The organism is Candidatus Niyogibacteria bacterium CG10_big_fil_rev_8_21_14_0_10_46_36 (assembly GCA_002772995.1).
GTDB lineage: Bacteria > Patescibacteriota > Minisyncoccia > 1-14-0-10-42-19 > 1-14-0-10-42-19 > 1-14-0-10-46-36.
The window spans coordinates 1-21317 of record PFCO01000001.1 but is presented as its reverse complement, the minus strand read 5'-3'; the positions used below and the strand labels follow the sequence as shown (position 1 = coordinate 21317).

At 46.3% G+C, this 21317-nt stretch carries 21 protein-coding genes; 4 read left to right on the top strand and 17 right to left on the bottom strand.

The features are described from left to right. Positions 1-25 precede the first annotated feature (25 nt). The 11 genes from ftsW to murA all read right to left on the bottom strand — a co-directional run bounded on the left by ftsW (position 26) and on the right by murA (position 11117). A complete protein-coding gene (gene ftsW / locus COU47_00105; protein PIR69829.1) occupies positions 26-1123 on the bottom strand; it encodes a putative lipid II flippase FtsW in 1098 nt (365 codons plus the stop codon). A 17-nt stretch (positions 1124-1140) separates the two neighbouring features. Next, positions 1141-2769: a hypothetical protein gene (locus COU47_00100; protein PIR69828.1), complete on the bottom strand. Its 1629-nt coding sequence runs from the start codon at positions 2767-2769 to the stop codon at positions 1141-1143. 37 nt (positions 2770-2806) lie between these two features. Beyond that, positions 2807-3181, bottom strand: coding sequence for a hypothetical protein (locus tag COU47_00095; protein ID PIR69827.1), 375 nt, complete (start codon positions 3179-3181; stop codon positions 2807-2809). Then, positions 3181-3942, bottom strand: coding sequence for a hypothetical protein (locus tag COU47_00090; protein PIR69826.1), 762 nt, complete (start codon positions 3940-3942; stop codon positions 3181-3183). Before COU47_00090 ends, COU47_00095 begins: the two co-directional genes overlap by 1 nt. A gap of 25 nt (positions 3943-3967) precedes the next feature. Continuing rightward, a complete protein-coding gene (locus COU47_00085; protein PIR69825.1) occupies positions 3968-5026 on the bottom strand; it encodes a rod shape-determining protein in 1059 nt (352 codons plus the stop codon). Positions 5027-5065: 39 nt separating this feature from the next. After that, positions 5066-6319 (bottom strand): hypothetical protein, encoded by a 1254-nt coding sequence (locus COU47_00080; protein PIR69824.1) that lies wholly within the window; start codon positions 6317-6319, stop codon positions 5066-5068. A gap of 78 nt (positions 6320-6397) precedes the next feature. Then, positions 6398-7474 carry a hypothetical protein gene (locus tag COU47_00075; GenBank protein ID PIR69823.1) on the bottom strand — a complete coding sequence of 359 codons (1077 nt, stop codon included), beginning with the start codon at positions 7472-7474 and terminating at the stop codon, positions 6398-6400. A gap of 9 nt (positions 7475-7483) precedes the next feature. Beyond that, complete coding sequence (locus COU47_00070; GenBank protein PIR69822.1) at positions 7484-8035, bottom strand: ribosome recycling factor; 552 nt, start codon at positions 8033-8035, stop codon at positions 7484-7486. 130 nt (positions 8036-8165) lie between these two features. Next, entirely contained in the window at positions 8166-8888 is a 723-nt protein-coding gene (locus COU47_00065) for a hypothetical protein (protein PIR69821.1), read from the bottom strand. Then, positions 8803-9816, bottom strand: coding sequence for a rod shape-determining protein (locus COU47_00060; protein PIR69820.1), 1014 nt, complete (start codon positions 9814-9816; stop codon positions 8803-8805). The genes COU47_00065 and COU47_00060 overlap by 86 nt, the downstream gene beginning before the upstream one ends. Positions 9817-9827: 11 nt before the next feature. Then, a complete protein-coding gene (gene murA, locus COU47_00055; protein PIR69819.1) occupies positions 9828-11117 on the bottom strand; it encodes a UDP-N-acetylglucosamine 1-carboxyvinyltransferase in 1290 nt (429 codons plus the stop codon). A gap of 92 nt (positions 11118-11209) precedes the next feature. Here murA and COU47_00050 point away from each other — a divergent pair, with 92 nt between their 5' ends. The 4 genes from COU47_00050 to COU47_00035 all read left to right on the top strand — a co-directional run bounded on the left by COU47_00050 (position 11210) and on the right by COU47_00035 (position 14614). Then, positions 11210-12235: a hypothetical protein gene (locus tag COU47_00050; GenBank protein PIR69818.1), complete on the top strand. Its 1026-nt coding sequence runs from the start codon at positions 11210-11212 to the stop codon at positions 12233-12235. A gap of 150 nt (positions 12236-12385) precedes the next feature. Continuing rightward, positions 12386-13780 (top strand): replicative DNA helicase, encoded by a 1395-nt coding sequence (gene dnaB, locus COU47_00045; protein PIR69817.1) that lies wholly within the window; start codon positions 12386-12388, stop codon positions 13778-13780. A 4-nt stretch (positions 13781-13784) separates the two neighbouring features. Then, positions 13785-14006, top strand: a complete 222-nt coding sequence (locus COU47_00040) for a hypothetical protein (protein PIR69816.1) — start codon at positions 13785-13787, stop codon at positions 14004-14006. A 5-nt stretch (positions 14007-14011) separates the two neighbouring features. After that, entirely contained in the window at positions 14012-14614 is a 603-nt protein-coding gene (locus COU47_00035; GenBank protein ID PIR69815.1) for a recombination protein RecR, read from the top strand. A gap of 28 nt (positions 14615-14642) precedes the next feature. On the opposite strand, the gene COU47_00030 is transcribed toward COU47_00035, so the two are convergent. The 6 genes from COU47_00030 to COU47_00005 form a co-directional block, all read right to left on the bottom strand. Beyond that, entirely contained in the window at positions 14643-14852 is a 210-nt protein-coding gene (locus COU47_00030) for a hypothetical protein (GenBank protein PIR69814.1), read from the bottom strand. A 58-nt stretch (positions 14853-14910) separates the two neighbouring features. Then, on the bottom strand, positions 14911-15231 hold the full coding sequence (gene rplU / locus COU47_00025) for a 50S ribosomal protein L21 (GenBank protein PIR69813.1): 321 nt from the start codon (positions 15229-15231) through the stop codon (positions 14911-14913). A 27-nt stretch (positions 15232-15258) separates the two neighbouring features. Further along, positions 15259-16284 carry a DNA recombination protein RmuC gene (locus COU47_00020; GenBank protein ID PIR69812.1) on the bottom strand — a complete coding sequence of 342 codons (1026 nt, stop codon included), beginning with the start codon at positions 16282-16284 and terminating at the stop codon, positions 15259-15261. After that, complete coding sequence (locus COU47_00015) at positions 16260-17234, bottom strand: hypothetical protein (GenBank protein ID PIR69811.1); 975 nt, start codon at positions 17232-17234, stop codon at positions 16260-16262. Before COU47_00015 ends, COU47_00020 begins: the two co-directional genes overlap by 25 nt. Before the next feature lies 1 nt (position 17235). After that, positions 17236-19857, bottom strand: coding sequence for a hypothetical protein (locus COU47_00010; GenBank protein PIR69810.1), 2622 nt, complete (start codon positions 19855-19857; stop codon positions 17236-17238). Positions 19858-20162: 305 nt separating this feature from the next. Continuing rightward, entirely contained in the window at positions 20163-21140 is a 978-nt protein-coding gene (locus tag COU47_00005; GenBank protein PIR69809.1) for a hypothetical protein, read from the bottom strand. Positions 21141-21317 lie beyond the last annotated feature (177 nt).

Below are 21317 nucleotides of genomic sequence, written 5' to 3'. Positions count from 1 at the left end.
CGCGATTATGGTGAGGATTAAATGATTATGCTCGTGCGTATTTTGAGATATGCAGCAGGATGCCAATACCGGCAAGAGTAATTGCAAGCGATGACCCCCCTTGGCTGATAAACACCAAAGGAATACCGGTCATGGGGACGATACCGATTATTGCTGCAATATTGATAAATGACTGGAATACTATCATTATAACAATTCCCGCGCCAAACAGTCGAGCAAATTGGTCAGGCACCCGCGCAAGAATATAAACGCTTCTCCATAAAAAAAGCAGGAACAACACAATGAGCGATACGCTGCCGATAAACCCGAACTCTTCCCCGACAACCGCAAAAACCGCATCCCCCACCGGCTCGGGCAAGTAATGGAATTTTTGTACGCTTTGTCCGAATCCCCGTCCGAATATATCCCCGGAGCCCATAGCGATAAGGGCTTGGTGGAGCTGGTATCCCGAATCATCCAGGTCTTCTTGCGGGTTTAAGAATACTTGTATGCGCTCAAGGCGATATGGTTCAGCAGCGACAAGAGCCGCAAGAAGCAGAGCGCCTAAGCCACCCATAAGAGCAATATGTTTAAGTCTCCCTCCTCCCACAAAGAAGAGAAGAGTTGCCGCTCCTAAAATAACAAATAGCGTCCCTACATCGGGTTGCAAGACAAAAAATACACTCACGATGCCTGCCATAATGAGGAACGGAATCAGGCCGGAACGGAATGTTGGGATGTCTTTTTTGTGCGACGTAAGCCATGCAGCGAGATACATCATAAACGCGAATTTGAACGGTTCGGCAGGCTGAAGCGATATTGGCCCTACATCTATCCAGCGCGCCGCTCCTCCGGCAATAATCCCTATTCCGGGGACGAACACCAACGCTAAGAGTACGAACGCAAGGGCAAGAAAAACAGCAGATGTTTTCTGCCAAAAGGTGAAAGGAATAAAAAGACTTACTAAAAAAAGAATGCTTCCCGCACCGACGCCTAGCAGTATCTGGCGGAAGAAAAGCGATATGGGAGATTCCGCGTTCCCTCCGATGAGGCCGATTGCCGCTGACGCAAAAACAAACACTCCGATAACAAGAAGCGCGAGCGAAATAAAGAAAAGCGGTTTATCCCATGAATATGTTTTCATTATCGAAGAGAAACGGGTTATGATGTCCCGTTTTGTTTTTTGACAACGATTCCCGCGGGATCTTTTCTGATTTCCCCGTTCTCAAGAACAATCTCACCGTTTAAGCATACAACCTCTATACCCTCCGAATACTGAAGCGGATTTTCGTATGTTGCCTTGTCGAGTATCTTTTCGGGGTGCAAGACAACAATGTCGGCATGCGCGCCCTTCTCGATTACCCCCCGGTCGTCTATGCCCAAAAGCTTTGCGGGGAGGTATGTCATTTTATGGACTGCCTCTTCCCACGAAAGAATAGATTTTTCCTTAACGAATTCGCTCAATACACGAGGGAATGCGCCGAAAGAACGCGGGTGCGGGAGTATATTCGGGGTCTTTTTTGTGACATTAAATCCCGCGCCATCCGATGCGAAATAAATGTACGGGCGTTTCGCGAGCGCTATTACATGTTCTTCTGATATGACTTCGTTAAATATGGAAACATTGAGATTGTTGATTTGGAGAAGATTCAAAATAACCTCTTCTGGTGTGAGGCTTGTTTCCCCAGCAAGTTCCGCTATTGTTTTGCCGATCGCTGTTTGATCGCGGAAGGTACTTGCGACAACTATTCTTTCATAATGCAGTGTGAGCTTTTTTAAATCTTCCTGTATTGCCTTGCGCGTTTCTTCTTCGCTCAATCGTTTCAGCATTGCGTCTCCGCCACCTTCGCGGGCCCAGGATGGCAACAAAAGATACAGGCTTGACCCGGTTCGTGTATACGGGAACATGTCCATAGTTATCGCAATACCGTCTTTCTGCGCTTGTTCTACCATGTGCAACACTTCGTCAAAGAACGGCCAGGACTGTTTCCCAAGAATTTTAAAATGCGAAATATGCGTGTGGAATGGGCGCGGGTTTTCTTTTGTCGGCGGGTGGTTGCTTGTAATGTCTCGAGCAATCGCAATTGCCTCGGAGAGCGCCGGGAGTATTCCCTCCCCTTCATTGCGGAGGTGGTACTTTACGATACCGCCCGCTTCCGCGGTTACCTCGGAGAGTGCCATGAGCTCCTCTTTGCTTGCAAGTTGTTCGTGGGAACGTCCAAGGCTTGTTGAAAGGCCAAATGCCCCTGCCTTGATTGCGTTTTGGAGCAGAAATTTCATTTTTTCTATTTCTCCGGTTGACGCGGGAGCATTGATGTTTTTTACAACTCCGCGGCGTATTGTTCCGAATCCAATGAGAGTTCCCACATTAACACCAAAACGATGGCGGTCCAATTCATCAAATAATTCCTCCACTGATTGCCAGTTGATATTAATTGTTGTTGTGTCGGTCCATTTTTGTATCGCCTCTATTTCCTGTCCGGAGACAAGGGGTGCGAGTGACGCACCGCAATTGCCGCCAATAATAGTGGTAACGCCTTGCCACAAAAGACTTTCTTGAAGCGGATAGTTAAAAAGCGTCCAATACGTATCGGAATGTGAGGTGATATCTATAAATCCGGGCACAACATAGCGATCCCGTGCGTCTATCTCTTTCTCTCCCGTTTCAACCGAAAGATCGCCGACTGCCATGATTTTGCCGTCCTTAATGCCAACATCCGCCTGTTTGGGGGCGGAGCGCTTCCCATCAATAACGCGGCCATTTCGTATGATTATGGAATAACTAGCCATATATGTATGATATCATAGCATTTTTGTTTTCGTCAGCTTAAAAAAGGGTGAAAAATTGCCACGCGAGAACGCCCGGATAGCCGAATAAGATGAGCAAAAAAAGCGCCCGGATGGAGATAAATACAAATATGGAAACCGCAAGGAGGATTACTATCGCGATGAACGAGTCAGCATCCAAGCGGTCCTTAAGCTCATTTTGGAGCGCTATGGTAAATGCAAGCGGAAGAATGACAGTTCCCGGAGGAATGCCGGAAAGAAATTCAAATGCTAAGCCAAGGATAAGTATTTCAAGCGGGTTTTTAAAATAGAGTGAAAATAAAAAAGCGCCGCACACGAGCGTTACCCACGGCGCAAGGAATATGCCAACCGCTCCGATGAGGAAAAAAGCAGTACGGAGAAAGAATGTCTTCATTAAGGAACAAGAGCAACGAGAGAAATAGTTCTCGGATTAAATGGTGTTGTTGCCTGAATCTTCCGGGTTGATTCCGCCCCCGGTTCTTTTACTGTGTCAACGATAGCAGCAAGGAATGGAGCCGAATCAATGTACAAAAGCCGGTCCCCCGGGATAACCGGAAAATCGCGCGGAAGGGTAATCTGCAATAAGCCGTCTCCCCGGCCCGTTGCAAGAATAGTAGATTGTGTATCACCGAGTTTTAACTGTGTTTCTGTGTTGAATGACGATAATAAGCGGACGCGCGCTGAGTGCGCGGATACCTCTTCTACAAACCCCACAAGTATTGTGCCATGAAGCAGGGCTTTCATGTTTGTCTGAATGCCGTCCTCGCTTCCCTTGTTCACTGTTATTATGCCAAATGTATGGGATGAGGGATTTGGGAGGACACGCGCGATGGTTCCTTCGTCCGGAGATTCATCAATTGCCTTCAGGAGCGAATCGTAGTCGCTCCGTATGTCTTCGGTGAGCGCAAGTTCTGTCCGCAGGCGTTCTATCTCTGCAGTGAGCGCATCACGCTCTTCGGTGAGGCGGTCTTTGGATTGAACATAGCTCCAGATATATGCTGATGTATTGGATATATATTCGGCGCTTGCCGAGAATGGTTTTTGGATGAGCATGAAAAATGATACCCCCATGCGCCGCGCATCTCCCCACGAAAAAAGAGCGATTAAGATAATCGCTATGATAAAAAGCCATCCTTTTTTAAACAAGGTCCGCATTACACAAAAAATGGTAAAGAAAATATTATTGAGGAATAATCTCTTCGCTGTCTTGTATTAAGACGCTTTGGTATTCTTCAAAATTATCAAGAATGATGCCGCATCCGTTCACCACCGCATACATAGGGTCATCGGGAACTTTTACGGGAATCTTTGTTTCGCGCTGAATAAGCATGCCGATGCCGCGAAGATATGATCCGCCCCCTACGAGGTATATCCCCCGCTGCATGATATCTGCGACGAGCTCTGGCGGGGTAGTTTCGATAACTTCCTTGACTGATTCAATAATTATTTTGATTGACTTGGACATTGCTTCTTGGATATCGTCATCAGTGATGATAACTTCGCGTGGAAGGCCGCTGATAATGTCCCGTCCTCGTATGGTTGATTCTTGTGTTTGGCCCACTTTGTACGCCATGCCAATTGCAACTTTTACATCTTCGGCCGTTTTTTCTCCTAGAAAAAGCCGTAATTCGTCTCGTGAATACGAAACAATATCGTCATTGAGCTTGTCCCCGGCAACCCGCAAGTTCATAGAGGTAACAATACCCCCAAGAGAAATAACCGCAATGTCGGTCGTTCCTCCGCCGATATCAACTATCATGTTACCCACCGGCTCTTTTACGGGGAGCCCGATGCCGATGGCAGCTGCCATCGGTTCTTCTACCAAATATGTTTCTCGTGCTCCGGCGTTCTGGGACGCATCCCGTACGGCGCGGCGCTCGACTTCTGTAATCTCCGACGGAACACCAACGACTACGCGCGGACGGGCAAAAAGTTGCTTGCCCTCGGAGTGTACTTTTTTGATGAAGTACGAGAGCATTTCTTGAGTTATTTCAAAGTTGGACACCACGCCCTCAATAAGCGGGCGGATGATGCCAATATGTGCGGGCGTGCGCCCAATCATTTGTTTTGCGTTTTTCCCGATAGCAACTACCTGCTCTGTTTTTTTGTTCAGCGCGACAAGCGATGGTTCGTTGATAATAACGCCGCGTCCTTTTACATAGACGAGCGTATTTGCAGTACCAAGATCAATGCCAATGTCGTGTGAAAATAAACTAAAAATTTTATTGAATAGATTCATATGGTGTCGGGATTGTGTTATACAAACTGAACAGATTGTTTAGCATGATGCGATGATTGTATCAATATCTTTTTTAGGAATAAGTATCGCCGATTTCTCGTTCCGTTTTTTTAATTCAACTGAGTCCTCTGTCAGTGTCTTTGCGGAAATAACTATCCGGAGCGGAATGCCGATAAGATCGGCGTCGGCAAATTTTTCTCCCGGTGTTTTTTCTTTTCGATCGTCAAAAAGAACATCGATGCCACGTTCCGTAAGCGTAGTATAAAATGTTTCTGCCTGTTTTTCTATGCCGGGGTCGTTCCCGGAAATTGCTACCAGGTGGGTTTGGAACGGGCTTAATGTTTTCGGCCAAGCAATTCCCCTTTCATCGGCATGCACCTCAACCGCGGTAGCCATAAGGCGTCCTGGGCCGATGCCGTAACTCCCCATCCACACGGGGTATTTCCTTCCTTTTTCGTCGCTGTACATGAGACCAAAAGCTTCTGCAAAAGTCGTGCCGAGGCGGAAAATATTACCCACCTCAATGCTTTTCCCCGTAGCTATCGCCCCCGTGCACTTGGGACATGAGTCTCCTTCGGCAAGATTGGCAATTTCTTTGTTTTGGGAAAAATGGCATTTTTTGCAATAAAAAATAATATCCTCTCCCGCTTCGGAAAGCACCTGGTATTCATGAGTAATGTCATCGGTGAATGTTCCTCCACCAGCCTCTGTCGCAAGGGCCGGGAGGTTCATTCGTGAAAATATGGTTTCGTACGCCTTTCCCGCGCGCATGTAAAAGGCATCCAGGTCTTCTTTTGACGCATGGAAGCTGTAGAGGTCTTTCATCAAAAATTCGCGTCCGCGCATAAGTCCTGATTTTGCGCGCGGTTCATCGCGGAATTTTGTTTGTATTTGATACACAAAAAGCGGAAGGTCTTTGTATGACTGGATAGATTGCGTCGCGATTTCGGCAAGCGCCTCCTCATGAGTGGTTGCAAGTCCAATGTCCCGTCCGGAATTATCTCGGAATTGGTACATAATCTCTTTTAATTTTTCCCATCGTCCTGTTTTTTCCCATCGTTCGCGTGGCTGTAGTGCAGATAAAAAGAGCTCTTGTCCGCCTATCGCATCCATTTCTTCGCGGATAATTGTATTTATTTTTTCGAGCACGCGAAACCCCAGTGGTAAGTAGTCGTACACCCCCGCCATGGTCTTATAAACAAAACCGCCTTGTTCAAGAAGGATGGCGTTTTTTGCAATTTCATCCGCTGGTTTTTCTTTTTTGGATTTTCCGAAGAGTTGCGATTGGCGCATATACTCTAAAGTACCAGCATTAGAGCGTATTATCAATATGCGTTGCAAATAAAGGGAAATGCGCGTGTGGAAGGAGTCTTAAAAAAGCTTTTTTACGTCCGCAGCCGTTATCAAGAGCATCAGCCCGATGAGGAAAAAGAATCCAAGTGTGTTTGCGTAATTAGTGAATGTTTTTGGAAGTGGGCGGCGCATCACCGTTTCTATGAGCAAAAAGAAAAGTCTTCCCCCATCAAGCGCAGGGAATGGCACAAGATTAATGACTGCCAGGTGCACTGCCAGGATTGCGGTGAATTGCAAAAGAAATAAAAAGCCAAGATCAAGCGATTGCCCTACAAGGGAAACAATGCCGATAGGTCCTGCAAGGTACGCGCTTGTGTCCTCGCCCGCAAGAGCAATGCGTATAATATCGTAAAAACCCATAATGACAAGATAGAAGCTCCGCGCAAGAGTTTCTGCGCCCTCCCATAGCGCTTTGTACCAGGGCGATTTTACAATTCCTACACGAAGAAGCGAAATGCCGAGCGGCCCTTCTCCGGGAGGCGGATTTGCGCGTGCAAGCACAGGTATTGTTTCTTCATGTTTGTCGCGAAAGAGTGTTAGCTGGATGGTCTCTCCTTTATATTCTTCGGTGAACGCCTGAATATCGCTTATGGTGTGAATATCGGCAGATGCTTCTCCAAAACTTGCCCGGACAATAGTGTCTCCCGTAATGAGTCCCGCGTTTTCTGCAGGAGACTCAGCATCGACACTTCCTACAAGTATGCGTATATCCCGGGTGCCCGGCGGTGTTTCATCTCCGATATCCGTGGGGGTCCCCGCCCAGCTGATAGCGACGAATAAAAGATATGCGAACAGAAGATTAAAAAAAACTCCCGCGACAAGCACCGCGGCTTTGATATAGGCCGGCTTTGCTGCAAAGCTCTTCGGGTCGTCGGGGTGCTCCCCCTCCTCGCCTTCTATTTTTACGAATCCACCAAATGGGATTAGGTTAAATGAATAGAGGGTTTCTCCCCGCTTAATACCAAAAAGACGCGGGGGAAAGCCTAATCCAAATTCTTCTACGCGGATGCCCGATCGTTTTGCAGTGATAAAGTGTCCGAATTCATGGGAAAGAATAAGGAATGCGAGGATGATAATAAATAAGAGTATAGTCATGGTGTGCGATTATGATTCTATTTCTTTTGTTTTGCGCAGAGCGACTGCGTCAAGTTCCTCCGTCGCTTTCTCTATGTGCTTCTGGAGGTCTTCTTTGTAACGGAATTTGTCGTCTTCGCTCATCTCCTTTGCTTTTTCTTGTTCTTCTATGTCGGCAAGAACCTCATGGCGGATTTTTCGCAATGTTATTTTTGCTTCTTCTAATTTTTCACGAACCACTTTTTTGAGTTGTTCGCGGCGTTCGCCGGTCAGCTCCGGAAGCGTCAGGCGGATGATATCTTTGTCCACAACCGGCTTTATGCCTACTTCAGATTGGTTGAGCGCTTTTTCAATGACCGGTATTGCGCTTTTGTCCCACGGTTGGATAACAATAGTATGCGCATCCTGAATAGTGATCGCGGCAATGTGCTTTATTGGTGTTTGTTGGCCGTAGTAATCCGCTTTTACATTCTCCACAAGCTGTGGGGAGGCCCTGCCAGTACGGAGTCCTGATATTTCATGTTGAAGCCAATCTTTTATTTTGTCTGATTCTTGTGTGAGATAAGAAAAATCGTAAGCCATAAAAAGTGATACTAAGGGAATAATTTAAACCTCTCGAAAAAGGTGCCTATTCCGCCCTCAAATAAGGATTGGAATAGAACGACCAATATCGCAAGTATAAACATAAAGAATAATATCAAAAAAGCCTTTTTCATAGAAGAAGCGAAATATAATCTTTAATGGATGATACGACGGGCACCGGATGCGAAAGCAAGGTGCGCGCAATATGTATCCGTTCCTGTGTCGTCGCGCGTTCCGCTTGTGCTTCTTTGCGGACGGTGTTTTCAAGCGCATGGAGAAATAGAGCAAGCGATGCGGTGTCGGCGATATCTTTGAGTGCTGCTTCCCGCTTTTTGGGATCATTGCCGGCTTTCAAAAACACAGCAACTCGTTTTTTTTGGTCTTCCGGTTCTTCGTATACAATTTTTCCTCCGTCTAATAAACGGGATGCGATCGCGGGAGTGAGTGTTTTTTTCGATGTTCCATAGAGAATAAAGTGCGTGTATGGGGGAGGCTCCTCAAGGATTTTCAAAAGCGCGCTTTTTGCTTCGCGTCCGAGGAGGTCGGCATTTAGTATGACAACCTGCCGCTTGTCAGGTATGGAGGCAAGAGATACGCGCTTTAGGATGTTCCGGACCTCGTCGATACCGGTCTTTTCTGTATGCATAATTACCTCAAAAGATTCGGGCCTGAAGAGTGTTTCAAGGTATGGCTTTGCTATGCCGGTAATAAAGTACGCATGCGCAAGCGTTTTTTGGCGTATGTGGTCGTCTAGAAGCATGATACGCTTATGATTTTGAGGTGAGGCTCTTTTTGTATGTATCGAGGTGGTCAAGTGCGATACCGGTTCCTTTTGCGACACAGAAAAGCGCATCGTCAGCAACCCGGGCTTTTACGCCTGTCGCGCGGTATACGAGCTCCGTCATGTTGTGAAGAAGGGACGATCCTCCTGTCATGACTATCCCCTGGTCAATAATATCTGCCGCAAGTTCAGGCGGTGTTTCCTGAAGAACATATTTTATTGCTTTTGTTATTTCACGGAGTTCGCTTTCAATCGCTTTTACAACTTCGTTTGTTGTGATGACAATACTCCGCGGGAGTCCCGTAAGGAGATCCCGTCCTTTTATTTCGTATCGTGCTTCTTTTTCAACAGGAATTGCAGAACCGATCTTTATCTTGATATCTTCAGAGCTTTTATCGCCGACCGCGAGGTTGTAATTCTTCTTAATATAATCGGATATTGCCTGGTCTATCTTGTTTCCTGCAACTTTTACTGAAGTAGATGAAACAATTCCGCCAAGCGAAATTACCGCAGCATCAGTTGTACCCCCGCCGATATCTACCACCATGTGGCCGGTCGGTTCATAAATCGGAATGTCTGCGCCGATTGCTGCAAGAATAGGCTCTTTGATAATGTATGTTCTTTTTGAACCCGCTTTCAGAGATGCTTCGCTTACCGAACGCTTTTCGGTGGATGTCACTCCCGCAGGAACGGAGATGAGCACCTCAGGCTTTGCAATGTTCCACTTGCCGAGCGCTTTTTTTATGTAATAGCGGAGCATTGTTTCGGTGATGCGGTAGTCCGCAATAACCCCGTCTTTCATCGGACGGTATGCAATAATAGTGTCTGGCGTTTTCCCCACCATGCGCTTTGCCTCGTTCCCTACCGCAACCACTTTATTTTCCGCAAGGGAAACGGCAACAACAGAAGGTTCGTTCAGCACGATCCCCTTTTTCGGGACAAACACCAGCGTGTTTGCGGTTCCCAGGTCGATTCCTAATTTTGTCGTAAAAATTCCCACGGTAATAGTGATTATAGAGTCCGCCGTTCTATAGATGCGCCAAGCGCGCGCAAGCGTGCCTCAATGTCTTCATAGCCTCTGTCGATATGATATACATTATGAATGACTGATTCGCCTTTTGCAATGAGCCCTGCAATGATGAACGCAAGCCCCGCGCGCAAATCCGGACTTTTTACAGCTCTCCCTGAAAGCGGCGTTGGTCCAACAACAATCGCGCGGTGCGGGTCGCAAAGCGTTATATTCGCGCCCATCTGTTTCAACTCTTCTATGTAATGAAGGCGTTCCTCAAAGACGGTTTCAAATACCACGGCCTTTCCTCCCGCCTGCGTTAAGAGCACTGTGAATGGAGCTTGAAGATCAGTTGCAAATGCAGGGTACGGCCCGGTCTTTATGTCTACGGATGTAAATTGTTTTGGCCGCCGTATTTCTATCCAGTCATTCCCTGCGCGCACCGATACACCAAGGTCACGGAGCCGCTCCAGGAGGCTTTCTATGTGACGGGGCGCACACTGTGTTATGCGGATAGGATTTCCAAGAAGACTTGCAAGTATCGCAAAGCTTCCTGCTTCTATCCTGTCGGGCAATACGGGGAATGCTTCGGGGCGGCTTTGCGCAAGCAATCTGCCATTTGTTCCTTGAACGGTTATAGTGTGAGTGCCGGCGCCCGTGATATGGGCACCCCCTGAGCCAAGAAACTGCGCAAGGCTTTCTATCTCCGGTTCACATGCAGCATTTGTAATAGTTGTCGTTCCATTTCCAAGAGCCGAGTTTATCATAAGTGTTTCAGTTACGGTTACGCTGGGGTATGGAAGAACGATGTTCCCGCCCGTGTGTTTTTTAAGACGGAATGAGAATACGGTATCCGATTCGGTTACGTCAGCGCCGAGTTTTTTGAATCCATTTATAAAAAAATCTATGGGCCGTTTGCCGATAACACATCCGCCGGGATATGGAAATGTTATTTCGCCTAGACGCGCCATAACGGGCCCGATAAGCATAACGGAAGCGCGTATCTTTTCTGCAAGGGCGGCGTCAAGAACGGGATTTTTCACAGAAGACGGGTCTAGCGTAATAGTTCGTTTGTCCGGGTCTTCGGTAACCCGCACGCCAATTCCCTCAAGAAGCGCTTTCATTTTCGCGACATCGCTTATACGCGGAACATTTGTAAGCGTAACTGGATGGGAAAATACAACAGATGCTGCCATAAGTGACAAGACATCATTTTTTGCGCCGTTTACGGCAATGGCTCCGGAAAGTTCTTTCCCTCCCCGTATAACAAGAGCATAAGAGTCCTCATTCATATAGGTATCATATCCTGAAACAGAGGCTCTATTCAAACAAAAAGCGGCTTGTCTCACCTATCGGATACGTGTATAATTCTATTCATATATATATGAAGAAAAGAACACGAAATCGAATATTTTGGGCGGCAATTATCCTCTTTTTTCTGATAGCGCCGCCAGTGCTTTTTTATGCAAGCGGGTGGCGGATAACATCGGATTTGTCTTTTAAGCGCGTCGGCGGAATATTTATTAGTGCAGGGACGACAGGCGCGGAAATTTATCTGGATGGCGAACTTCAAAAGCGGACGAATATTTTGCAGCAAGGATTGTTTGTGCAAGGTCTTACTCCGGAGGAGGTGTCTATTATTGTCGCAAAAGAGGGGTATTGGCCATGGACAAAAACGCTCGACATTAAAGAAAGTTTTGTTACCGAGGCGCGTGCATTTTTGGTTTCGCAAGACATTACGGGAACCGCTATCCTTGAAGGGAAATATTCTAATGTGTATACAGTCCCGGAAAAAGAAATCATTATGCTTGAGCGGAAAACTTCAGGAGGAGTCACTTATGAATTCTTTCTTCCGAAAGAGCGCCGGCTCATGACAGTTGTACGCGGGGGCCCTAATCTTTCGTCAGTTTCTCCGCTTAAGACGTTTTATGCAGATGGTGATGATTTTTATCTTGTGTTCCCCGCAAAAACGCTTCGCATACAGTTTAACGAATCGTCAGGGACGCTTACCGCGAACCTCACATCATCTTTTTCAATAGATGATACACTCCCGTCGCTTCCGCATAAACTCATGACAGACACGCGCGATCAAAGCCGCATCTGGCTTTCAGAGGACAATACGGAGATCCGTGCTGAATGGATTGGAGAGCTTCCGCTCCCCTATTACTTTACGGACAAAGAGATAAATGTATTTCGTTCCCCGAATATTATTCACTCGTTCCAGTTTTATCCGTCACGCCGCGATATTGTATTGTTCGCGGTACAAAATAGCATTTTTGCGATAGAGCTTGATAATCGTTCTACGCGGAATTTTCAGCCGGTATATAAGGGTCGCGAGCCGCGATTCACGATTATCGGAAGCACCCTCTATATTATCGACGGAAACTCGCTTCTGGAGACAAAATTCTAACCTCACAAACGCCCGATGACCACCGGGCGTTTGTTTTTGGGTATATGTACGGTTATCCACGCCCTTTCCACTTTTTTATAAGGTTGGAGGGGTGTTTTTTGTTGTTTTTGCCATTGAAGGGGAAATATTTTCGCTGTACAATGGAACAATATGGCAGAGGAACGCGCACAATTCAAAGGCTCCCCGGTCACTTCTGAAAATATTTCTTTCCGCATACCGCCACACAACAAGGATGCGGAAATGTCGGTTCTCGGCTCTCTCATGCTCGACAAGCATGCGCCAATGAAAGTCATGGATATTTTGTCCCATGACGATTTTTATTATGAGAATCACCGCGTCATTTACGAATCCATCATAGAATTATTTGAACGGCATGAGCCGATTGATGTTGTTTCGGTTTCATCGCGCTTAAAAGAAAAGAGCAAATTAGATCAGATAGGAGGGATGAGCTATATCGCGCATTTGGTGAATATGGTTCCCTCTACCGCCGGCATTGCGCATTATGCCGACATCGTAAATAAAAAACGGGTACTTCGTGATTTGATAGACGCATCCCAGTACATCAATCATTTGGGGTACCAGGAAGATCTTGATGTCGAAGAATCGCTTGACCAGGCAGAGCACAAAATACTTTCTATCTCACAAGCGTCGCTCCGCAAAACATTCCTTCCCGTGCGCGGGGCTCTTTCAGAAGCGTTCGACCGCATTGACCGCCTCCACAAGAAGAAAGACGAAGTGCGGGGCGTCTCTACGGGCTTTCATGATTTGGATAAAGTGCTTTCGGGATTTCAGAACTCTGATCTCATAATTGTTGCGTGCCGTCCATCTTTAGGTAAGACATCATTCGCATTGGATATTGCTCGGAATGTTGCGGTACAAAAAGAACTGCCCGTAGGCATCTTTTCTCTCGAAATGTCCACGGAGCAGCTTGTAGACCGCTTGCTTGCAGCAGAAGCCCACATAGATCTGTGGAAATTGCGGAACGGCCGGCTTGCAGAAGATGAATTCCCGCGCCTTCGCGATGCGCTTTCGAAGCTTTCACAAGCCCCCATCTTTATCGATGACGAAGCAACATCAAATATCTTGCAGATACGCACAAAAGCGCGGCGCTTGCAGGCAGAACATGGCTTGGGACTTATTATTGTAGACTATCTCCAGCTTATGCAGCCGCGGACATCTTCGGACAGCATGGTTATGCAGATAACCGAAATTTCGCGCTCTCTCAAGACACTTGCGAAAGAGTTGAATGTTCCGGTGTTGGCACTTTCGCAGCTTTCCCGAAGTGTGGAACAGCGCCATCCTCCAATCCCCCGCCTTTCAGACCTTCGCGATTCAGGCAGTATTGAACAGGACGCTGATGTCGTTATGTTTATTTATCGTGAAGACAAGTACAAGTCATCAAGCGACCGGCCGAACCAGGCGGATATTTTAATAGAAAAACACCGAAACGGCCCTACCGGCAAGGCAACGCTTTTCTTCAACAAGGAGTACGCGAGCTTTTCATCGCTTGATAGAAAACATTTAGACGATCAAATTCAGTGGTAATAGTATGTCGTTAGAAAATGTAGGTTTTTCCCATTTGCAAAATTTTCCGGAAGGTCAGCAGCCGTCCCGGGGAAGCATGATAGAAAAAATAAAAAATGAAATAGAAGCGCTCTCGCGCGGGAACAAGGAGGATGCTTCAGAAGAACATCCCAGTATCGTTGGAGAACGGCTGCGCAATCTCAAACAAAAACTCAAGGAGCTTGAGGACGAAGATCAATCCCATTAAACATCATGTCATCCGAAAGAATAGAACAATTAGTACAGTTGCTCTCAAAACTGCCGGGGCTGGGGCCGCGACAGGCGTCTCGTTTGGTCTATCACTTGCTTGATGAAAAGCAAGAGTATCAAGAAACTCTTGCGCGCGCTATCGTTTCGCTTGCGGGCGTAAAGCGGTGTGCGCATTGCTTCCAGGCGTATGAGGGCAAAAATAATCTGTGTCTTTTATGTGCAAGTTCCGGAAGAGATAAATCGCGTATTATGGTCGTTGAAAAGGATATGGACTTCTCAAACATTGAGCGTGCAGGAGTATACGATGGACTCTATCATATATTGGGCGGCGCTATTTCTCCCCTGCGCCCGAAATCTCAAGAAAAACTCCGTCTTCGTGAACTGTATAACCGCCTTGCGGCTGCAAATGGCATTTTGGAAGTTGTTCTTGCGACATCCGCGACTCCCGAAGGTGACCATACTGCGCGGTACATTGAACAAATTTTAGAACCATTTACCAAGCAAAAACTCAAGATTACGCGTCTGGGGCGCGGGCTTTCAACGGGTTCGGAGCTCGAGTATTCTGACACTGCAACATTCAAAAGCGCGTACCTCAACCGAAAATAAAAATGCCTACACTAATGCAGGCATTTATTCAGTAATTCTTTTTGAGTATTTTTTTGGCCTCTATCTTAGCTTGCGCGCAAAGGTCTTTTTTTTCTTCTGGTGTGAGGAGAAGGTCTATCAGATGGACATAGTGCGTGCCGGATGGCGCGACATATACCGGTATACTATCATAAAATATCGGTTCGGGATGCGTGATATGCTTCCGGATAAATCTTTTTATTTTTTTAAAGAGTTTCATTATCGCCTCCTGTCTAAGTATATCACCCGGACAAAAAATAATCCCGCTAGAAGCGGGATTATTTTGCTTTGATATCTTTGATGAGAACTTCGGTGTACTGTTGTTTGTGTCCTTTCTTTTTGTGGTACCGGGTCTTTGATTTATAACGGATAACATCTATTTTTTTGTGGCGTCCCTCGCTTGCTATTTCTGCGGTTATCTTTGCGCCGGAAACAAAAGGCGTCCCGATGGTGACATGTTTGCCATCCTCTACCAAAAGAACCTTATCAAACTCAACACCGCCCTTTTTGCCGGGGGCGTTAAGCTTTTCCACTTTTATTTTTTTGCCTTTTTCGGCGATATACTGCTTTCCGCCGGTGGCAAATACTGCAAATGGCATAGTTTTGATATTGTAATAGGTTTTCTCTTACGAGTCAATCTCCTCACCCTCCTCCGTTCTCCGCACCAGCATAGGCTCTATAGTGCCCCCCGAACCGCTTAATTTTACGACATCTTTGTCGATTTTTTTGAACTCTTTTGAGGCTTTATTGTAGGCGTTCACGGTTGTATCCAAATTCTTCCCAAGACGCAACATATAGTCGTCGTATGCCGTGATATGCTTTGAAAGCTGCTGAACTCCTTTAATAATCTCCTTCGCTGATTCTTCTATCTCCATCGCTTTGAGACCCTGTAATACGGTTTGGAGGAAAGCAAGGAATGTATTCGGCGATACGATGAGCACGCGCTTTTTGTTAATAGCGTAAGAAATAAGATCCTCGGTATTTACTTGCACCGCACCCACCTTATTGATAAGCAGGTCGTAGTAGATTGCTTCTGACGGAATAAACATGAATGCAAAATCCATAGTCCCTTCTTCGGGGCGCACATATTTTGCCGTTTCGTCTATACGGTTTTTTAAGTCCTGGCGGAATTGTTTTTCCAGCTCTTTTTTTCTGTCTTCGTTGTGTTCTTCCAGGATACGATTATAGTTTTCTAAGCTGAATTTTGAATCTACGGGTATGATTTTGTCTTTGATAAATATCGCGGCATCAACGATGTTGCCGTCGCGGAATCCATATTGGATTTTGTATGACCCCACGGGCAATGTATTTTTGAGTACCGTTTCAAGGTAATATTCGCCAAGAATTCCCCGCTGTTTTGGATTTTGCAGAATATCCTGGAGCTTACGCAGCTGGTCTGTAAAATTGATGACCTGCTTATTTGTTTCGTCTAACTTCGTTAGGCGTTCGGTAACATCGCGGATGATTTTCGCGGATTCTCCGAACTGGGCTTGCATCATTTTTCCTGACTCACCGAGTTTTTCATCCAGCCGCTTGTCTATCGCCTGCAGTTGGTGCTGAAGCATGAGAAATGATTGAGAGCGGCGCGTTACCAAAAAGATAATAATACCGCCCGCGATAGCTCCTATTAAAATACCAAGCACGAGGTACATACGAGTTCAAATGCGATAAAGATAAGATAGACAAGCACAAGGATGACCGCTTCCCGCTTATCAATATTATTTTTCCGGTAGATAAAAAGGTTGAACAAGAAAAAGGCAATAATAAATGCGCCAAGCACCGAAAGAAATTCAAGTCGGTTCGGGATGGAGATAGGACGGATAATGCTGATGAGTCCCACAATAAAGGCGCTATTAAAAGCGATGGAACCCAGGGCATTTCCTGCAGTCATGGAACCGTGTTCCGAAATTGCTGAACGGATGCCTACTGTCATCTCGGGAATAGTTGTTGCAAGTGCAAGGAATAGTATACCAAATGAAAGCGTTCCTATGGCAAATGTCACTGAAAGCGCGGTGCTTGCCCAAACAAGGACAGCGGATGATACTACAAGGAACAAAAGGCCGGTAATGAGAAGCAATATCGTTCGGTGTGCGCGCTTCAGGATAGATGGCTGGTGAAACTGATTTACATCGTATGCTTTGGAAAAATATTCGCGTTCTCCTGCAATCAAAATAATATAAAATACGAACAAAAGCAAAAGGATGAGGCCGTCTCCACGCGAAATCGATCCGTCAAAGCCCAGCAAAAACGGGAACATTGACAGAAAAAAGATAAACCAAAAATTCCGTCTGCGTATCTTGGATTCTATGGTTAGGCGTCCGGACAAAAAGATGGGAACAGCAACAACAAGCGTGATATTCAAGAGATTCGCGCCAAATATATTTCCAAGCGAAAGCTCTGACACCCCGCCTACCGTTGATGATATCCCCACGAAAAGCTCTGACACCGAGGTCGCAAAGCTCATAAGTAAAAAGGATATCGCGTATTCAGAAATACGAAGAATGCGGGCGAGTGCGGCAATCGCGTTTATAAGAAAGGTGCTTGACCGTGCAAGCGTGATGAACGCGACTGCAAATATGAGTATGAGGATAACAGGCGACATACTAGGTGGTTTTCCTTATATAATACCATTTTACCGCTTCTATCGCGAAAAGATTAAAGAGTCCAAGACCGATAAGCATTAAAAATTCCATAGGAGTCGGGGTGACGGTCTGCAAGAGGCGTTCAAGCGGATGGAGTGTGATGGCCGCCAATAACCCCAGGAAACTCACGGCAAATGCTCCCAAAAGATATTTGTTAGAAAATATATTAATCTTCCATATCGGCTTTTTAAAGCTCTTAAGCGAAAAAGTGAAAAAGATGGCATCAAGCGACAAGCCCGCAAAAAGTATGGTACGTATCTCTTCTATGGGGTAGTTGAGTTGGGTTAGATAGTACAAAACGCCTACGAGAAGAAGGCTTGTGATAATGCCTACGCCAAAAATAATAATTTTCATCTCCTGCGTAATGATGCTCCGCGCTTCTTTTGCGTGAACATTTTCTTTGAGGACGTTTTCCCCCTTTTCAAAGGCAAACGCAAAGTTCATAAAACCTTCTTCTATGAGGTTTGCCCATAATATCTGCACCGGCAGTACGGGCAGCGGAAAACCCAAAAGAAGCGCGCCGCTCACAAGGATCACTTCCGAAAAATTAGTTGCGAGGACATATGTGATAATTTTCCGGAGATTTGCGAGCGCCACTCGCCCCTCTTCTATTGCTTTTACGATAATGCCGAAACTGTCATGCAGTAGTATAAGATCTGATGCTTCTTTGGCAACATCGGTCCCGGAACCGACCGCAATTCCAATATCCGCTTGAGTAAGCGCCGGCGAATCATTTACGCCGTCTCCTGTCATTGCGACAACCTCGTGTTCGTTGCGAAGCGCAGTCACTAGGCGCAGTTTTTGAGATGGGAGAATGCGCGCGAATATCTGATGCGTGTTTACCGCTTTTTGCACGGCGACATCATCCATACCTTCAAGCATCTCTCCGGTGATGACTACGCCGTCTGTTGCAAGGCCCGTTTCTTTAGCAACCGCATGCGCCGTGTTTGCATGGTCTCCGGTAACGAGTACTGGGCGGAGTCCCGCTTCGCGTGCGGCTTTAATGGCTGCGGGAACATCTTCCCGTATCGGGTCATGGAACGCAATAAGACCCATAAAAATTGTGTCTGCGCATAGTTCCCGCATATTTTTCCGCGAAATTTTGTTTTCCATTGTTTTCTTCATGGCGACGGCAATCACGCGCATGCCGTCTTTAGTGATGGTGTCATACGCGTCTTGTATTGTTTTTTTGTCCTCTGCCGAAAGACGTTTTCCTGATTCTGCGAACGATGCGTATTCAATAAGCGCTTCGGGGGCGCCCGTAATATAAAGCGTATGCCCCCCGTCTTTTTGGGCATTCAGAGAAGCGGCAAGGCGCCGCTCGGAATCAAATGGCAGATAATCAACGCGCTCCTCTTCTCTAAAAAGTGCCGAGGGGATGAGATTGTTCTTTATTCCCGCGCTCAAGAGCGCTTTATCGGTGGGCTTCCCACGGATAATCCACTGGGCCTGCTCTTTCTCTTCGTTTTCAATAAATCCTCCTGAAGTATACACACCTATGCGAAGCACTGCCGTATTTTCTTCGGTCGTGCGCCCGGAAAGAATAGCGGAAGTTGAAAGCGCATGCTTAAGCTCCATTTCGCCGCGCGTAAGCGTCCCTGTTTTATCGGTAAGGATAACGGTAGTTGAGCCGAGCGTTTCAGCTTTGATAAGTTTTTTGACAAGCCCTCCTTTGCCGAGAATCCGCGACATACTGAGTGCAAGAACTACGGTAACGGCAACGGGTAGTCCCTCAGGGATTGCCGCAACCGCAATTGCAACCGCCGTCAAAAACATCTCAAAAGGTGGGTCGCCCTCAAGAATACCGAGTATAAAGATAAGGATAACGATACAAACAACAACAATCCCTATCATGCGCGCGAGCTTCCCCACTCCTTTTTGGAAAGGGGTCGGCTCCTCTTTTTCTTGCTTAAGAGAGCCTGCAATTTTACCAAGTTCAGTATCTTGGCCCGTAGCGACGACAACGCCTTTCGCGTAGCCGTCTTCAACAAGCGTTCCCATCCACACCATATTTTTTTGTTCGGTGATGCGCATTTTTTTCAGTATTGGTTCGGTGTTTTTTTCCTGCGGGAGCCATTCCCCCGTAAGCACCGCTTCGTTTACCTCAAGCCCCTTTACTTCTATCAAGCGGATATCTGCCGGAACCTGCGCGCCCGCCTCCAGGATAACGATATCCCCGGGTACGAGCTGTTCTACGCTTACTTCCATCTGTTTGCCGTTCCGTAAGACTATCGCGTATTTTTTTACGGAGGAGCGGAGTTTTTCAAATGCTTTGGATGCGCGTCCCTCTTGGTAGATGCCAATTGCGGTGTTTATGAATACCGCAATAAAGATAACGAGGCTGTCGGTATATTCTTCAAGAAATACGGTAATAATGCCCGCAACGAGAAGGATAAATATGAGCGGACTTCGTAGCTGTTCAAAGAGTATCTTAAAAAAGCGAAAGTTTTTCTCTTCGGTAAGCTTATTTGGACCGTATTGCTCAAAGCGGCGCACGAACTCATCGCGCGAAATGCCCGTATGCGCGTCTGTTTTTTGAGATATGAGAATTTCTGCTGTTGTCTGCTTATAGAATGCTTTCATATATAATATATATAATAGTAGTATAAACCAAAAACACGCTTGAACCAGCGTGTTTTTGTGTAAAAATGGCAGAAAAAGGTGCAAAACAAACGGCTCACACGGGGGTGTGAGCCGTTTGTTGGGGTAAAAGAAAAATCACTCCATCTTCCCCCGCGCCTTAAGAGACTGAAGAAGTTTGAAAATAACGAATGTGCAAAACCGGATCTGGCACATATACGCAGGGTGTCGTTGAGTTGAGGGGTTTTCAGGATGTGTGCTAGGCCGGGTCTTGCACAGGGGGCAAAATGGGAGGGTGTGACGGAGTCCTAGTAGTCGCGCATATAGGAATAGGTGCGTTCGGCGACAGCTTTCATGATGGTTTGAGCCGTTTTCTCGCCCGCCTCAGGCGTGTCTTCGTAGCTCTGGACGAGAATGCCTATCAAAAAAGGCCTGTCAGGTAAATATACAATTCCAACATCAGCAAAAACGTTGCGTTCTATGTTTTTGCCCCATTTATGGGAAAACGATTGATAAGAAGGAAGCCCTTGCACAATAAAATTATTAAAACCGGTAAGAGACAGCAATTCTAATATATATTCTGATGATTCACGAGTTAAATAACTCGCGGTATAAAGCGACCGGAACATTTTGATATATTCGGCTAGTAATATTTTTCCTTCGAAATCATACAAAGCCGCAAGACCGATTAAATCTGAAATATTACTCCAATCTCGTTCTTTCATATGCGAGAGCAAGGTTTCGTATGCCGTGTTATCCGAATGTACAAGCATTTCTTCAAGAAGCTGTTTAACTGTTATTCCGTCACCATCTCGTACGCGCTCGTAGAGCGTCCCGGAACGTGAATCAATATGTTTTTCTTCTACTGGGAGCATCGTATCAAATGCCCATCCCCCTTCCTCAATGTTTTTTATAACTGCCATAGCAAGCGGAATCTTTGCGAGGCTTGCCGGGAATACCCGAACATCCTTTTGGAGTGTAATGGAAGCCCCCGAATTAAGCGCTTCTATATATATGGAGGTAGTCGCGACGCTTTCAAAGCTATCCACTATTTTTTTGATATCCTCGCGAAGCGGAACAAGGTTGGTGATAAAATCTTTTTGGTCTATGAGATTGCGCGCGGGACTCACAAAAGGATACGCACTCAATATATCGCTTAACTTTTCTTGGGTGTATGACTCCCAAAAGAAAAAAATACCTCCCACTATGGAGAGCAACGCAAAATTGAGCAGTATAAGAAAGGCGATCCATTTAATATGGGGATCTTTTTTTCGTGGCGGCTGCATAACGCTAAAAGAATAATTTTTTAATTGTTTTTATTATATCCGACTGTATGACTGTTGCAAGAACGCGTTCGGGAAGACTCGAACGCCCCCCTCCTCCACCTCCTCCGCCTGATGCCTGGTGGTATACGCGCGCGGTTATTGCATCAATACGCACCGCATTAGAACCCGATGGCTGTG

Coding starts and splice junctions, on each gene's coding strand:
- ftsW (PIR69829.1), bottom strand. CDS start 1,123: ATGAAAACATATTCATGGGATAAACCGCTTTTCTTTATTTCGCTCGCG.
- COU47_00100 (PIR69828.1), bottom strand. CDS start 2,769: ATGGCTAGTTATTCCATAATCATACGAAATGGCCGCGTTATTGATGGG.
- COU47_00095 (PIR69827.1), bottom strand. CDS start 3,181: ATGAAGACATTCTTTCTCCGTACTGCTTTTTTCCTCATCGGAGCGGTT.
- COU47_00090 (PIR69826.1), bottom strand. CDS start 3,942: ATGCGGACCTTGTTTAAAAAAGGATGGCTTTTTATCATAGCGATTATC.
- COU47_00085 (PIR69825.1), bottom strand. CDS start 5,026: ATGAATCTATTCAATAAAATTTTTAGTTTATTTTCACACGACATTGGC.
- COU47_00080 (PIR69824.1), bottom strand. CDS start 6,319: ATGCGCCAATCGCAACTCTTCGGAAAATCCAAAAAAGAAAAACCAGCG.
- COU47_00075 (PIR69823.1), bottom strand. CDS start 7,474: ATGACTATACTCTTATTTATTATCATCCTCGCATTCCTTATTCTTTCC.
- COU47_00070 (PIR69822.1), bottom strand. CDS start 8,035: ATGGCTTACGATTTTTCTTATCTCACACAAGAATCAGACAAAATAAAA.
- COU47_00065 (PIR69821.1), bottom strand. CDS start 8,888: ATGCGCTTTTCTGTGTCGCAAAAGGAACCGGTATCGCACTTGACCACC.
- murA (PIR69819.1), bottom strand. CDS start 11,117: ATGAATGAGGACTCTTATGCTCTTGTTATACGGGGAGGGAAAGAACTT.
- COU47_00050 (PIR69818.1), top strand. CDS start 11,210: ATGAAGAAAAGAACACGAAATCGAATATTTTGGGCGGCAATTATCCTC.
- dnaB (PIR69817.1), top strand. CDS start 12,386: ATGGCAGAGGAACGCGCACAATTCAAAGGCTCCCCGGTCACTTCTGAA.
- COU47_00040 (PIR69816.1), top strand. CDS start 13,785: ATGTCGTTAGAAAATGTAGGTTTTTCCCATTTGCAAAATTTTCCGGAA.
- COU47_00035 (PIR69815.1), top strand. CDS start 14,012: ATGTCATCCGAAAGAATAGAACAATTAGTACAGTTGCTCTCAAAACTG.
- COU47_00030 (PIR69814.1), bottom strand. CDS start 14,852: ATGAAACTCTTTAAAAAAATAAAAAGATTTATCCGGAAGCATATCACG.
- rplU (PIR69813.1), bottom strand. CDS start 15,231: ATGCCATTTGCAGTATTTGCCACCGGCGGAAAGCAGTATATCGCCGAA.
- COU47_00020 (PIR69812.1), bottom strand. CDS start 16,284: ATGTACCTCGTGCTTGGTATTTTAATAGGAGCTATCGCGGGCGGTATT.
- COU47_00015 (PIR69811.1), bottom strand. CDS start 17,234: ATGTCGCCTGTTATCCTCATACTCATATTTGCAGTCGCGTTCATCACG.
- COU47_00010 (PIR69810.1), bottom strand. CDS start 19,857: ATGAAAGCATTCTATAAGCAGACAACAGCAGAAATTCTCATATCTCAA.
- COU47_00005 (PIR69809.1), bottom strand. CDS start 21,140: ATGCAGCCGCCACGAAAAAAAGATCCCCATATTAAATGGATCGCCTTT.